Genomic DNA, 13,903 nt, shown 5'->3' with positions numbered 1-13,903 from the left:
AACTACCGATTCTATTACTGTTACTTTTTGTGATTTTTATCGCTTACAACAGATGAATCGGTCAAACGTAGAATGAATCCTTTGGCATGTGATTTGCAAAGTTTAATTCATGACAAGCAAATCCATGTTAAAGGAGACATTCGAATGCTAAAACCAGAATATACGATTCTACCCGATTATGCGCCATTGTATCCGCAGGTTCCGTATCACTATAAGAATTACGAGAAAATCAGTGTTTACTGCAGGGGAAACCGAGAGGCGATCGAGCGGTTCTTGCCGAAGGACTTTGAATTTGTATCGGATATTTTCGAAATATTTGTTCTGAAAAACGAAGTGATTGAGGGACTCGATCCTTATTCAGAGGGCGGAATCGTGATCCCTTGTAAATATAAAGACATTGTTGGAGCATATATGGCCTATGAGTATGTCGATACCGACGAGGCTCTTTGTGCAGGTAGAGAGATTTGGGGATATCCCAAAAAACTGGCAGAGGTTGAATTCCAACGTGAGCAAGGATTTGCGCAGGGGAAAATTACGCGCAAAGGAAAAACCATCATCGATATTGCGCTAACGTTTGAGGACGTTGAAGTAAATCCTCCGAATCTGTTTCCGCGACTGCAGGTAAAACGGATGCCGCGAGCGGACAAGTATGGAATGGATATGGACCAGGTCATTCTAAATGAGTTTGTGGATTCCCTCATCCATACGCGCCAGACGGGTACGGCCAAAGTGAATTGGGAGTATTCCAGTTTTGACCCTATCGCTGAGCTAGGGCCTGTAGAAGTAATCGGCGGTGTTTTCGTCGTAGGTGACTTTACGCTGACGTATGGAAAAATCATCGAAGACAAGGTGCAAGCAGTCGCAAAATAGTGGATAGGGTGAGCCACCATGGAATTGCGAAATAAAGTGGCTATCATTTTGAAGTCGTTTCCTTTCTGGCGTCAGATCAGGCATCCTTTGTCACAGGAAGTGCGTATGGCGTAGATGGCGGCAGATTAGCGAGATAAAAGATAAAGAAAAGGCTTGGGGCTCTTCCGTAAGTAATCTTTACTTATCGGAACGGGCCTTTGTTTATTTTCGCCCGATATTTTTGGTGGGCTCTGACCATAGTCCCGTACATCTCCTATTTATAGTGGTAATGAAATGTTTATAATGTTAATAATTATGTGGTTATGAATCGATCACATGCCAACAGACGAGGTGGTAGACAGCATGGAAGATTTGAGAGAGCAATCAAAAAAATGGGAGCAAATTTTTTCTGTTATCCGCGAAGGTGTGTTGGTTGTCGATTTGAATTTGCGTGTCACCTATGTGAATGAGGCCGTTCAAAACATTGGGATATACCCCGAGAATGTGATTGGCGAAAACATTTTTCAAGTCTTTCCGAATCTGAAGCAGGAGCATAGTCTCTTTGTGAAAGTATTGTCAACAGGTCAGCCCATTCGAAATAAGGTCCTTACCTTTGTTACCTACCGCGGGGAAAGAAAAACGACGCTCACCTCCACTTTTCCTCTCTATGAAAATGGTGTATTGACCGGAGCCTTTGAAGTATTCGAGGACATTTCAGCGATAGATGAACTCTCGAAAAAAATCGTGTTTTATCAAAACAAAGGTCGCCCTATTGATCCCCAAAATAAGCAGGATACGACGAGTTCCATGTATACAGTTGATTCTATCATCGGGAAAAGCAGGGCAATTGAGGCGCTAAAGGACAAAATTTCCTTGATTGCGGATAGCTTCTCGCCTGTTTTGATTTATGGAGAAACAGGAACCGGTAAAGAACTGATTGCTCAATCCATCCACACCGCCTCTGCAAAGAAAAACGCCCCTTTTATCGCCCAAAACTGCGCGGCAATCCCAGAAACGTTATTAGAAGGCATACTATTCGGTACTGAAAAAGGAGGATTCACAGGAGCGGATAACAGACCCGGACTTTTCGAGCTAGCCAATGGCGGGATTTTATTTTTGGATGAGATCAATTCGATGCCGCTTTCTCTGCAAGCCAAACTGCTGCGGGTGATTCAGGAAAAGAAAGTGAGACGTGTCGGGGGGCAAAAAGAGATTAATATCGACTTTCGGATTGTAGCGGCAACCAATGTGAATCCTAAGTTGATTTTGCAAACGGGCGAAATGCGCTCCGATTTATTCTACCGTCTCAATGTCATCTATCTGGAGCTTCCTCCCTTGCGAAACAGGCGGGAAGATATCCCTCTGCTTATGGATCACTATATCGCGTACTACAACCAGCATTTTCATAAAAAGGTTTTAGGTGTGAATCAGGATACGATGAATTTTTTTATGGAGTACACGTGGCCCGGGAACATCCGTGAATTGCGAAATATGATTGAAAGGGCAATGAATATGCAGGAGGGAGAAATCATTCAATTAGAGGATATGAATCTGGGAGCACTATTCGGTGTTTCCTCCATAACGGCTTCCACCTTTCCCGCTGATAGCTGCAAGCACAAAGGCTCACTAAAGGACGCCCTGAAGGAAGTAGAAGTGGATATGATCAAACAGGCACTTCTGGAGGCTAACGGAAATGTATCAAGAGCTGCACGGAAGTTGGATATCCCGCAGCAGACGATGAACCATAAAATAGACAAATACACCCTTCGTCCTTTTATCTACCAGATTAAATTAAACTCTACCCAAAAATGAGTAACTACCAAATGTTTTGCTAGATGAATGGGTGATCGTGGTGATAATCTCCCTTTGCATTTTGTGAAATCAAGGGTTGTGTGTTGGCATGACTGTTGCTTATTTCTCCAGTAAGAAGGGAGGAGCTGAAGGGAACGGTCTACCTGTCAAACGAATGGTGACTCATGAAGAAGGATGCGGGGGTGTAGGAATGAATAGTTCTCTTCCTTTTGTCGGTTGGTTTCTGTATGTGATTGTTCCAGTCTCTACCTTAATCATCACAGCGGTGATTTTACTCATGATTAAAAAGAGGGAGGAGTTGGAGAAATGATCGCTACATTTATTGTTTATCTCGTTCTCGTTTTCCTCATTGGCTTGTTCGCGGAACGGTATATTTCCAAAAGCGAAGAGGGCTATTACTTGGGCGATCGCAGCTTCGGACCGGTAGCAACTGCAATCAGTGCAGGGGCGACGGATACGAGCGGCTGGATATTTATCGGGGCGGCCGGATACTCGTATGTTGCCGGCATCTCGACAATGTGGATGTTGCCTGGATTTGTCGTCGGTTATTTTATTAACTGGTTTGTCGTAGCGCCGCGCCTGAGAAGAATGGGGACGGAATACAATTGCCTGAGTATACCGGACTTTTTCGAAAAACGTTACGGCTCTAATTTATTGAAAATTACGTCAAGTGTCATCATTGCCGTTTTTTTTATCGCCTATATGGGCTCGCAATTGACAGCAGCCGGAAAGGCTTTTCACACGATCATCGAAATTGATTATAAGCTGGGCCTGATATTTAGTGCATTTTTTGTTCTGGCGTATACCGTCTTTGGCGGGTATCGTGCGGTGGTTTGGACGGATGTGATTCAAGGGTTCATTATGATCATGGTTCTGGTCACGTTTCCCATCTATATGATTATCAAATTAGGGGGATGGGAATCCTTTTTTGCCCAGCTAGGGCAGATTGATCCGATCTTATTAACACCTGCTGGAGGATCAATTGGCGCTGCAGCGATCGGGATAATCATTGGCCTTGTTGGGTTTGGGTTAGGCGAACCGGGTCAGCCGCATATTATTCAACGGTTTCTCTCTGCCAAAGATGACAAGAGCATCCGCGAAGGCACCTTTATTGCCATGATATGGGTCATCATTGTGATGATGGGTTCCAATCTGCTCGGTCTTATCGGACGCATTCTGATTCCAAACCTGACGGATCCGGAGTATGTTTTCCCGCAGCTCGTCATGGGGACGATGAGTCCAATTATCATCGGGGTTGTCTTGGGCGCCATATTTGCGGCGATTCAATCGACGTTTTCCTCCCAACTGATGGTGGCTACGCAGTCGCTTGCAAGTGATCTTTTGCGAAGTGTATCAAAGCGCGAGTATACCAATAAACAGCTTATTACAATCAGTCGATTGACCATGATCATTTTATCCATCCTCGCTACCGGACTTGCTCTTTTAGATATACAAGCAGTATTTACCCTAGTGTTATACGCATGGGCTGGATTGGGTGCTAGTTTTGGACCGCTGATGATTTTAGCGCTCTACTCCAATGCGGTTACCAAGTGGGGAGCGTTCTGGGGTATGATTTCCGGAACTGTAACCGTTGTCATTTGGAAAAGCACGCCTTATTCGGCTTATCTCTATGAAATCATACCTGGCATGATTGTCTCTACGGTTGTGATCCTCGTTGTCAGCAAATGGACGGCGGCTACTAAACGTGAGGCGATCCCAGACAATGCAAATACCCGCATTATGAATAAATAGGAAAGGACCTGAGATGATGAGTCACTATGGAAAAATGCATGGAAACAATATTCCGATTCAAGCTCCGTTGATTCCAGATCCTTTTGTTCCGTATGAGTGCAAAGGATATCGTTCCGTTTTTGCTTTATGTCGCGCAGAAGAATCTGTCATTCGCAAATATTTAGAGCCCACTCCCTTTGAGTATGTAGACAACAAACTGATCGTTAGCGTGAGCGATTTTAGCAATTGCAACAAAGTTTCCTTTATGGATTGTGCGATCGTGATTCCCGTGAAATATAAAGATCGCTATGGCGGGTACTACCTGTTCGAATATGAAAACGATGATTCAGCCATTGCAGCCGGTAGAGATTTGTGGGGGTATCCGAAGAAGTATGCCGATATCTCCTTGCGAGAAGAGAATGGAAAAGTGAGAGGGCAAGCCATTCGAAAAGGAAAGGTCATTGTTGATATCGAGTGTGATCTCCATACCACCATACAAGATCTCTTCCAACCGCAAACGTATCCGCATTTGAATTTGCATGTCGTGCCGAAGCCAGATGGCAGAGGGATCGCTTCCATGAAGGTCATTTCCAGAGATACATCACCTGATTTTCATTTAATCAGTGAGAAGCTTGGGAAGACGACTGTTCGCTTACAAGGGCTCCCGACAGATCCGCTAGATGAGCTTCAACCAGTGGAGGTACTGGGCGGGGGCCTGATTATTGGGGATTTTTATGCGACAGAAGAAAATGGTTGGGGACACGTGATAGAAACATTGATTTAACCAGGCGAGGACGGGCTTAGAACCTATCTCGATGAAAAAGAGACCTTGGTCCAAAAGAGGTGTACATGGTGGGACGCTTACAAGATCGTGTCGCTGTAGTTACAGGCGGAGCTTCTGGAATTGGAAAGGCCGTTGCTCTCCTGTTTGCTTCAGAAGGGGCGATGATTGCCATTGGAGATTGTTCAGACGAGGCCAAAGACGTTGTTTGCGAAATCGAAAGGCAGGGAGGAGAAGCGATCTATGTAAATACGGATGTCGCTAAGGAAGACGATGTCAAACACTTGATGAACGAAGCCGTTACACGCTTTGGAAAAATAGATGTTCTCATCGCAAATGCTGGTATTGATCAGATTTCACCCGCACATGAAACGAGTCTGGCTGATTGGCAAAAAATGATCGATATTAACTTAACAGGGGTTTTTTTATCGAATAAATACGCAATCATGCACATGCTGACCCGTCAATCTGGGGCGATTGTCAACATTTCCTCTATATTGGGACAAGTTGGACAACCGGACATTACAGCGTATGCAGCAGCAAAAGGCGGGGTATCTAATCTGACTCGAAGTATTGCCGTCACGTATGCGAATCAGGGTATTCGAGTGAATGCGGTATGTCCCGGCTATATCGAAACCCCTCTGCTTCGGGATTTGTCTGACGAGATGGTGCTCCTGCGCGTAAGCAAGCACCCGATGGGACGCATGGGTCGTCCAGTGGAAGTAGCCCATGCGTGTCTCTTCTTAGCGAGTGAGGAAGCCTCTTTTGTAACAGGAATCAACTTATTTACAGATGGCGGTTATACAGCACAATAATAGAGGTAGTGTATCCTATACTAAAAAAGGGGCTAATCCTGATCATTTCCAGCAAAAAAAAGTCTTACCATCTCTTTCTTTTTTAATTCATTCAGCCGTACAATGAGTAATTAATAGAGAAAAAGAAATGGGGGAATGCTGATGGGGTCGGGACACTGCTACTAAATACACTCCTTATTTTGATGTGCATTCTTAGTTATCAGGTTTTTTGGCTGGAGCGAGAGGATAAAGAAGTCATGAACGAAATGCTGATCGCTCTGCTTGCCACCACTGCGGTTGTACTGTGCATGACATTTCCTTTCAAGCTTCACTCCGGTTTTATTTACGATTTGCGACTTGTGCCGATCCTTCTTTGTTTTCTCTTTGGCGGAATTCGAAGCATCGCTTTCACGGGCTTGGTGTACTTATCTTATCGTTATTTTTTAGGAGGCGACGGTTTTATTTCCTCCCTCGTGATCTATTTGCTTTTATGCTTGATCGTAGGGTCCTTGTACTTTTTTACCCCTACCTTGTTTAAAACCAAAAAGAAGATCCTAGGCATTGGCCTGATGATCATCTATAGCCTCTTTTTGTTTATCGCTGTAACTTTGCACGAACAAACCATTGCTCAGTCAATGAATACGAGGTTCATTGATTTCTTCCCCACTCATTTTTTCATGAATATCGTTACGATGGCCCTCTCTCTGTATTTAATTGATGGAATGTTGGAAAAACGAAGATTAAAAGAGAAGGTTCGCAGGACAGAAAAGATGCTCATCCTCGGAGAATTATCGGCTTCCTTTGCTCATGAAATGCGAAATCCGTTAACGGCCGTTCGTGGGTTTACGCAGGTCCTCATGGATCATCCGATAACCGAAGAGAAACGAAAAGATTACCTACAAATCATGATGAATCAGCTTCAGCATGCGGAGTCCATATTAATCGAATACGCAAAACTTACAAAATCACAAGTGAAATCAAAAGAGCCTATCGATCTAAACAGCCTCATCGACGAAGCGATCGAAGCCGTGACGCCGATAGCCAGGGACAATCACGTTCAAATTCGGTGCGACTTGCAGCAATACGTCTCTATCGAAGCGGATCCACAGAAGATCAAGGATTGTTTGATCAATATTATGGAAAACGGTATAGAGGCGATGCCCGGTGGAGGAGAGCTGCTCATCTCATTAAAAAGAGAACGCAAAGACGTCGTGATTGACATCATTGATTCCGGAGTGGGAATGACCATGGAAGAGATCAAGCGATATGGCTATCCCTTCTATTCCACAAAAGAGAAGGGAACCGGGCTTGGCTCGATGGTTGCTTACAGTATTATTAAAGAGCTAAACGGGGATTTAGAGATCATGAGCAAAAAAGGGGAAGGAACGCGATTGTCCATTATGATTCCTGACCCTGTGTGGAAAAAATGAGAGAGAAACGGAAAGCGTACAAAAGGCTGCCTCCATTTACGAGGGACAGCCTTCTTTTGATCGAGCACCATATTCTTGGTGACAAGATCCCGACGCCAATGACGACAAAGCAGGTGTCCACTTCCCGGAAAAAAGCCCTTGCATGTAATCATTGGTCTGGTACAAGAAAGTTAATAAATTCTGCACCTAACGTTAGGTAGAAAACCATATTGAGCAATGCTACGCTTTCTTTATCCCAAGCGAAAGGAAGTCGGAATGTGAGTAAAAGTAACGAAACGCTTGCTTCCATTATAAATGTGAGTTATTCCTTGTTTGCAAAACATGGAATCGCCAAAACTACCTATACAATGATTGCCAAGGAGGTGGGGATAGCGAAGCCTTCTATCTATTATTACTTTGATTCGATCGAATGGGTCATGAGAAAAACAACGGGATAGAAAAAGAGGGAATAGATCATCCGGCGCAATGGAGGGATCTATTCCTTATTCATTTTCCTCTGTTTTGGCGATGACGACTTGGACGCCATTGCTCTCTATTTCCTCAATAGCCTCCATGCTCGCCTCATCGTCTGTAATCAGTAGATCGATATCTGTGATCGGCACTTCTTTGACAAAGAAATCCGTTCCTAGCTTTTCATGTGGAGCAAGACAAATCGTTCTTCTGGAGATTTCCGCTACAACTCGCCCGAGTGAAGCGACTTCGGGTGTAGAGGTGCTTACTCCATTTTTCGAGATTCCGCCTCCGGTAACAAAGCAGATGTCTAATGTGAACTGTCTGAGGAATTCGTTTGCCAGTGCATCTGTGATGCTTCCGGAGTTTTTTACTTTGCCACCGACAAGATACACATCGATTGTTTCTCGATCTTTTAGGGCATCGGCTACTTTTATGGAGTTGGTGACAACGGTAATGGGCAGGTCTGGTAGAAACGGAAGCATACAGTAGTGAATTCCTGCACTTCCGATAAAAACAGTATCCTTTTCTTGAATGAACGATGCAGCGATTTTGGCGATTGCCTGTTGATGTGGTGAAGACACTTGATAGCGTAATGCAGGAGGAAGGGGAGAGGTTCTGACCTTTGATACAGGGATTGCACCTCCATGGGTGCGCTTTAGCAATCCTTTTTCCTCCATGATGGTCAAATCTCGACGAATGGAATCAATTGACATATCAAACAAATCAGCCAAATCTCTTGCCAGTACACGTCCGTCTTTTTGGAGAAGATCTAAAATTTTGTCCCGCCGTTCATCAGAAAACAATGAGAATCGCCTCCTTTTCACATTTATCACCGGTGATAGTTCCATTTTATTCCGTTTTATTCGGTTTTGTCAAAGATATAATTCGGTTTTTATCTGTTTTATTCTTTTTTTCATGTTCTTCGTAGATGAATGAACAACCAAGTAATTATCCGAAAAATGTAATGAATAAAATCAATTTGGACAAATAGTCAAAATGCTGAAAATAGTCGTAAAGATTGTGCAAACGCATGGCGGGAATATCCTCGATAATAGATAAGATAGAGTCGGAAGAGAGACAAAGAGAGGACGGATGATGGATGAGCGGTGGTTTTTGGTTAACCAATGTTCGTTTGGAGACGGGCTATCGCAGGGAAAACGGTGTCGTTACGGGAACGGAGGCATCCTTGTTTCATATTTTGCTCAAGGATGGAGCATTTGCGTCGATTGTCCCTGCGAGCGAAACTTTAACAGATGGTCTTGAACAGAAGGATGCAAAAGGGCTGCTCGCCGTGCCTTCATTGGTCGAGAAGCATGTCCATCTGGACAAAACGTTGCTGGGAGAAGAATGGCGAGCGGTCATTCCGGCAGCTAACGTGATTGAGCGTTGTGAAATTGAAAAGCGCATCTTGCCCGGATTGACCCTGTCGACAAAGGAACGAGCGGAGAATTTCCTTGCGATTCTGCTTTCATATGGCTCCACACATATCCGGACACACGTAGACATTTATCCGGAGGTAGGCATTTCGACTCTGGATGGGGTAAAGCAAGCCCTCGCTACCTTTGAAAACAGACTGACCCACGAAATCGTTGCGTTTCCACAGCACGGTCTGCTGCGTACAAATTCCAAAGAGCTGGTGCGCGAGGCATTGCGTCAGGGTGCTACGCATGTAGGCGGCGTTGACCCGGCGACTGTGGATGAGAATATCGAAGAATCGCTGTATCAGATGGTCGACATGGCTGTGGAGGCAAGTGCCGGTATTGACCTGCATCTGCATGATCAAGGGCACCTCGGTACTTTTACGATGAAGCGGCTGGCGGCTATGACCGTTGATGCTGGCTTGCAGGGGCGAGTGGCAATCAGTCATGCCTTTGCCCTAGGGGATATTCCTGTATCAGAGGCGGAAGAGATGGCGACGATCCTGCGTGAAGCGGGTATTACCATCATTACAAGCGTTCCCTACTTCAGAGTGATACCGCCCGTTCCGCTCTTGCATCAAAATGGTGTCAATGTAGCTGTTGGCTGCGATTGTGTATTTGACTCTTGGCAGCCTTATGGAAACGGAGATGTGCTGGAACGCTTGTGGGGCCTGGCAGAGCGCTCACGCTGGCTGGACGAGCTCTCCTTGTCCCAATCTTTGCGATTTGTTACAGGCGGCAAAACGACGCTGGATGCCAATGGCACACAATTGTGGCCAGCACCGGGCGACGAGGCCAGCCTGATTCTCGTGGATGCTACCTGCACAGCGGAAGCAGTTGCGCGCCGTGCAAAACGGAATGCCGTTTTCTTCAAAGGCACGTTGGCGTCAGGTCATGTGGAATAAGGAACGGCTGTTAAAGGGTTAGGTACGGAAATGTCACGAACGACATTTTATTTTCAGATAGAAAGGATGTTCTAAATAAATGTCTACAACCTATTGGATTACGAATGTCCGCCTGGAGAACGGCTATCGCACCGAAAATGACAAAGTGGTCGCTACTGATACCGAGGTTGCCCATTTATTCATAGAGGATGGGCGTATTGCCCAAATTGCTTACGGAGATGCACCGCAGACAGAGCTTCCTGTACGAGATGCTCGTAGTCTGTTGGCATTGCCGTCTTTTCGTGATATGCACATCCACATCGACAAAACCTACTACGGTGGGCCATGGAAAGCGGTCACGCCGGTTAAAAATTTGTTGGGACGATTGGAAGAAGAAAGCCAGCTTATGCCGAAGCTGCTGCCAACGGCGAAGGAACGTGCGGAAAAGATGCTGGATTTGCTCTTGTCAGCAGGCTCGACGCAAATTCGCACGCATTGCAACATCGATCCCTATATCGGATTGAAAAATCTGGAGGCCACACTGGCTGCGATGGAAACCTTTAAAGGGAAGCTGCAATGTGAAGTAGTCGCATTCCCGCAGCAAGGTCTTCTGCGCAGCAATCAGGTGGAAAATATCCGCCAAGCGCTGAAAATGGGGGCGACTTTTGTAGGCGGTGTGGATCCGGCAACCGTAGATCAAAACATTGAAAAATCGCTTGCGACGATATTTGAACTGGCAGTAGAAGCAGATGCACCTATCGACGTTCATTTGCATGACCCCGATCATTTGGGCATTTTCACCTTCAAACGTTTGGCGAAAATGACAGAGGAAGCAGGCTGGCAAGGACGTGTAACGATCAGCCACGCGCTTGCATTGGCTGACATCAGCACGCAAGAGGCAGGAGACGTAGCTGAAATGCTGGCTGGACTAGGCATTTCCATCACCTCTACTGTACCTGTAAACAGAGCGACGATTCCAATTCCGCTTTTGCGTGACAAAGGTGTCTCGGTATCTCTAGGTGACGATAGTATCACGGATCACTGGTCTCCATTTGGTCGGGGGGACAGTCTGGAAAAGGCAGGGTGCTTGGCAGAGCGCTTCCGCATGCAGGATGAGTACTCCCTGTCACAGGCCTTGGGCTTTATCACCGGAGGCAAGACACCCCTAGATAAAGAGGGGAACCGCATGTGGCCGAATGTCGGGGATGAAGCAGATATGGTGTTCGTCCATGCCTCTTCGGCGGCAGAAGCGGTAGCGCGGCGTGCGAAGCGTCAGGCAGTCATGTTCCGCGGGAATGTTGTTTCTGGCCAATTGGATTAGTAGAGCTTTCCGTAGTCTATAACTATTTCTATGGCACCTATTTCGTTATAATAAAAAGGAGTGCTTAAGAGAAAGCGACGCTGATGACACATGAGGCGGGATGGTGCGGACCTTACTTTTACCGCCAGAACAGCTTACTTACCGGAAAGGAAGGTGCATCGAATGAGAATTAAATTAACGAGTGTGTTTGTAGACGACCAGGACAAGGCGCAAAAGTTTTATACCGAAGTCCTTGGCTTTGTGACCAAAATGGACATGCCTATAGGAGGAGCCAAATGGCTGACGGTGGTTTCTCCCGAAGAGCCAGACGGGGTCGAGCTGCTTCTAGAACCAAACGGAAACCCGGCTTCCACAGCCTATCAAAAAGCGATTTTTGAACAAGGAATCCCCGCGACAGCCTTTGCTGTGGATGACATCCAAAAAGAGTATGAAAGAATGACGAAGCTGGGTGTCGTTTTTACGATGGAGCCAACTAAAATGGGAGAGGTAACACAAGCTGTATTTCATGATACATGCGGGAACCTGATCCAGATTTATCAGGTCTAACTGCTTCGCAAGAAAATAATACAGCTAAAGCCTGACCGCACAGACGTTTTGTGTGATCAGGCTTTTTGGTTCCTTCATTAAGGCTAAGTGAGGACAGGCGGCTTTTGAAACCCCCTCATAATGGAGGTGAGCAGGGCTTTGTCCATATGTAATTCGTCTTTATTTACTGTTTGTAGCAGTTTCCGGGTATTGTCGGTCGGTAAATGGATGTTTCGACTCCAATATTCCTTAAATACGCTCATAGATTCATTAAAGGTTTTTTCCTCTTCGATCAAGCTCTCGTTTGAATCAAATGGGATCGGGATCAAAAGAAAGGTATGCGGCCATATGGTAAATCGCATCTATTTTCTGGCGGATTTGTTGCGCAGCGTGTCCAGTAATGCCCAAGCTTTTTTTGGATACGTCGCCCAGTAGGACATGTACCCGTGATCGATGTATATCCGCAAAGCTATGCAACAATTGGCTTGCCTTTTTTTCGTTCCGTACGACTAAGAATAGTGTATGACCTTCGTTTACTAGATCTTGTGATAGTTTTTTTCCGAGAAAACCTGTTGCTCCTGTTACAAGGATATTCATTTTGTTTAACCAGCTCCGTACTTCATTCGTTATAGGTGTGCTTTTCAGGCAGTAGGGGTAATCACTGGATATCAATAACCAATTATATACGAGAAAAGCTGATGTGGCGAAAGAGGTTTACACGATATGGTGAACGATCTTCCCCGCTAGCCGTCTACCTGTACACCAAAGCGAGAAAACAACTGCCAAAGCAGCTCTCGGCGACTGGTTACCCCGGTTTTTACAAAAATGGATTTCAGATGATCTTGGACCGTATAGGCGGAAATGTGATACGTGGTTGCCAATTCTTTGGTGGAGAAGCCTCTGACAATTCCCTCCAAAATTTGCTTTTCACGCTCAGACAATCCGTAGGCCTCGGATATGAGGGGGAGCATGTCAGATGGCTTGGCAGGTTCAAACCAGACGGCTAGATGGAGCGTATCGCTTACCCCCTGCATAGGACTGGCTTGGATGGTGAGATAAGGGCCGTCGGGCATCCGGATACATACTTTTGCCATGGATGGTTGCTGGAGTGGTGAGGCATGCTCGAAAAGCGCTCGGGAACAGACAGCTCGGATCGGCCTCGGCAGTGTCTTGTTATCAATCGACTCCCATTTGCGCAATAAGGCAAGCCACTTCTGTGCTACGGCATTAGCAGAAATCATTTCGAGCTGATTGGAAAGAACGACGATCCCCGGGCCATCCTTCATCCAAGCATGGTCATCTGCGGGCAAGGACAGGCTGTTTTTCCGTAGCTGATAAGCAATCAGCGGAGCCAGAGCAGCGATTAATTCCCGTTCTTCTTCACTAAAAAAAGGACGGTCCTGTTTTCGAAACAGGGTCAAATACCCCCAGCAAGCTCCGTCGTATTTGAGGGCAGCGCGCAGCTCATCTTTAAACCCGGCAGGGAGCAGGACATTACGATAGCGTGCACTTTGTTCGAGCACACCATTGGTTGCTTGACTCAAAATAGCGATCGGCTTTGACGATTTGGCTAATTGATTATAGTGGTTAAAATCCTCGCTCAAGTATTCATTCTCGAACAGACGGTGATGAATCACCTCCACGCCATCTTCCGTAACTGCCCCAGTAGACAAAAGGGTCTGCGGGTCCACAGCCGTACAACAGGCGGCATCAATGGTGACAAATCCACGCAATTGCTCGAGAAGGGCGACTCGATATTCCTGAGACGAGGGAAAGCGTTCAGCGAGTGTAATTACTTTTCGTTTGACAGCTTCTATTTGTGAATTCATTGGTAATCTCCTATGCCTAAATAGGCTCGTGGTTAGCTAAGAATCCCACAATTATGGGATGGCGCATTTGTTCTTC

Annotated in this window: 13 protein-coding genes and 1 pseudogene; 11 read left to right on the top strand and 3 right to left on the bottom strand. The window is 45.9% G+C overall.

Annotation, left to right across the window (positions count from 1 at the left end):
• Nucleotides 1-144: 144 nt before the first annotated feature.
• From ACIFQN_RS02905 to ACIFQN_RS02870, 8 genes and pseudogenes are all read left to right on the top strand, one after another.
• On the top strand, nucleotides 145-870 hold the full coding sequence (locus ACIFQN_RS02905) for an acetoacetate decarboxylase family protein (protein ID WP_429831532.1): 726 nt from the start codon (nucleotides 145-147) through the stop codon (nucleotides 868-870).
• A gap of 342 nt (nucleotides 871-1,212) precedes the next feature.
• Nucleotides 1,213-2,661 carry a sigma-54 interaction domain-containing protein gene (locus ACIFQN_RS02900; RefSeq protein ID WP_429831531.1) on the top strand — a complete coding sequence of 483 codons (1,449 nt, stop codon included), beginning with the start codon at nucleotides 1,213-1,215 and terminating at the stop codon, nucleotides 2,659-2,661.
• A gap of 88 nt (nucleotides 2,662-2,749) precedes the next feature.
• On the top strand, nucleotides 2,750-2,971 hold the full coding sequence (locus tag ACIFQN_RS02895; protein ID WP_429831530.1) for a hypothetical protein: 222 nt from the start codon (nucleotides 2,750-2,752) through the stop codon (nucleotides 2,969-2,971).
• The gene (locus ACIFQN_RS02890) at nucleotides 2,968-4,413 is read left to right on the top strand and encodes a sodium/proline symporter (protein WP_429831528.1); all 1,446 of its coding nucleotides are present in this window, start codon (nucleotides 2,968-2,970) and stop codon (nucleotides 4,411-4,413) included. The genes ACIFQN_RS02895 and ACIFQN_RS02890 overlap by 4 nt, the downstream gene beginning before the upstream one ends.
• A gap of 13 nt (nucleotides 4,414-4,426) precedes the next feature.
• Nucleotides 4,427-5,176, top strand: coding sequence for an acetoacetate decarboxylase family protein (locus tag ACIFQN_RS02885; protein WP_429831527.1), 750 nt, complete (start codon nucleotides 4,427-4,429; stop codon nucleotides 5,174-5,176).
• 65 nt (nucleotides 5,177-5,241) lie between these two features.
• Entirely contained in the window at nucleotides 5,242-5,988 is a 747-nt protein-coding gene (locus tag ACIFQN_RS02880; RefSeq protein ID WP_429831526.1) for an SDR family NAD(P)-dependent oxidoreductase, read from the top strand.
• Nucleotides 5,989-6,170: 182 nt separating this feature from the next.
• Nucleotides 6,171-7,397 (top strand): ATP-binding protein, encoded by a 1,227-nt coding sequence (locus ACIFQN_RS02875; RefSeq protein ID WP_429831525.1) that lies wholly within the window; start codon nucleotides 6,171-6,173, stop codon nucleotides 7,395-7,397.
• Nucleotides 7,398-7,654: 257 nt separating this feature from the next.
• A pseudogene (locus tag ACIFQN_RS02870) lies at nucleotides 7,655-7,801 on the top strand (TetR/AcrR family transcriptional regulator); the annotation flags it as partial.
• A 78-nt stretch (nucleotides 7,802-7,879) separates the two neighbouring features.
• On the opposite strand, the gene ACIFQN_RS02865 reads toward ACIFQN_RS02870, so the two are convergent.
• Nucleotides 7,880-8,653 (bottom strand): DeoR/GlpR family DNA-binding transcription regulator, encoded by a 774-nt coding sequence (locus ACIFQN_RS02865; protein WP_429831524.1) that lies wholly within the window; start codon nucleotides 8,651-8,653, stop codon nucleotides 7,880-7,882.
• Nucleotides 8,654-8,949: 296 nt separating this feature from the next.
• On the opposite strand from ACIFQN_RS02865, the gene ACIFQN_RS02860 reads away from it, so the two are divergent.
• The 3 genes from ACIFQN_RS02860 (at nucleotide 8,950) to ACIFQN_RS02850 (ending at nucleotide 12,019) form a co-directional block, all read left to right on the top strand.
• Nucleotides 8,950-10,173: an amidohydrolase gene (locus ACIFQN_RS02860; RefSeq protein ID WP_429831523.1), complete on the top strand. Its 1,224-nt coding sequence runs from the start codon at nucleotides 8,950-8,952 to the stop codon at nucleotides 10,171-10,173.
• Nucleotides 10,174-10,252: 79 nt separating this feature from the next.
• Nucleotides 10,253-11,473, top strand: coding sequence for an amidohydrolase family protein (locus ACIFQN_RS02855; RefSeq protein ID WP_429831522.1), 1,221 nt, complete (start codon nucleotides 10,253-10,255; stop codon nucleotides 11,471-11,473).
• Nucleotides 11,474-11,635: 162 nt separating this feature from the next.
• The gene (locus tag ACIFQN_RS02850; protein WP_429831521.1) at nucleotides 11,636-12,019 is read left to right on the top strand and encodes a VOC family protein; all 384 of its coding nucleotides are present in this window, start codon (nucleotides 11,636-11,638) and stop codon (nucleotides 12,017-12,019) included.
• A gap of 288 nt (nucleotides 12,020-12,307) precedes the next feature.
• Here the strand turns inward: ACIFQN_RS02850 and ACIFQN_RS02845 are convergent, their stop codons facing one another.
• Nucleotides 12,308-12,595, bottom strand: a complete 288-nt coding sequence (locus ACIFQN_RS02845) for an SDR family NAD(P)-dependent oxidoreductase (protein ID WP_429831520.1) — start codon at nucleotides 12,593-12,595, stop codon at nucleotides 12,308-12,310.
• 146 nt (nucleotides 12,596-12,741) lie between these two features.
• Nucleotides 12,742-13,827, bottom strand: coding sequence for a LuxR C-terminal-related transcriptional regulator (locus ACIFQN_RS02840; protein WP_429831519.1), 1,086 nt, complete (start codon nucleotides 13,825-13,827; stop codon nucleotides 12,742-12,744).
• Nucleotides 13,828-13,903: the final 76 nt, after the last annotated feature.

This window comes from Brevibacillus sp. NRS-1366 (genome assembly GCF_050467985.1).
Note: the sequence above shows the minus strand (reverse complement) of the source record. Positions and strands in the feature narration are given on the sequence as shown.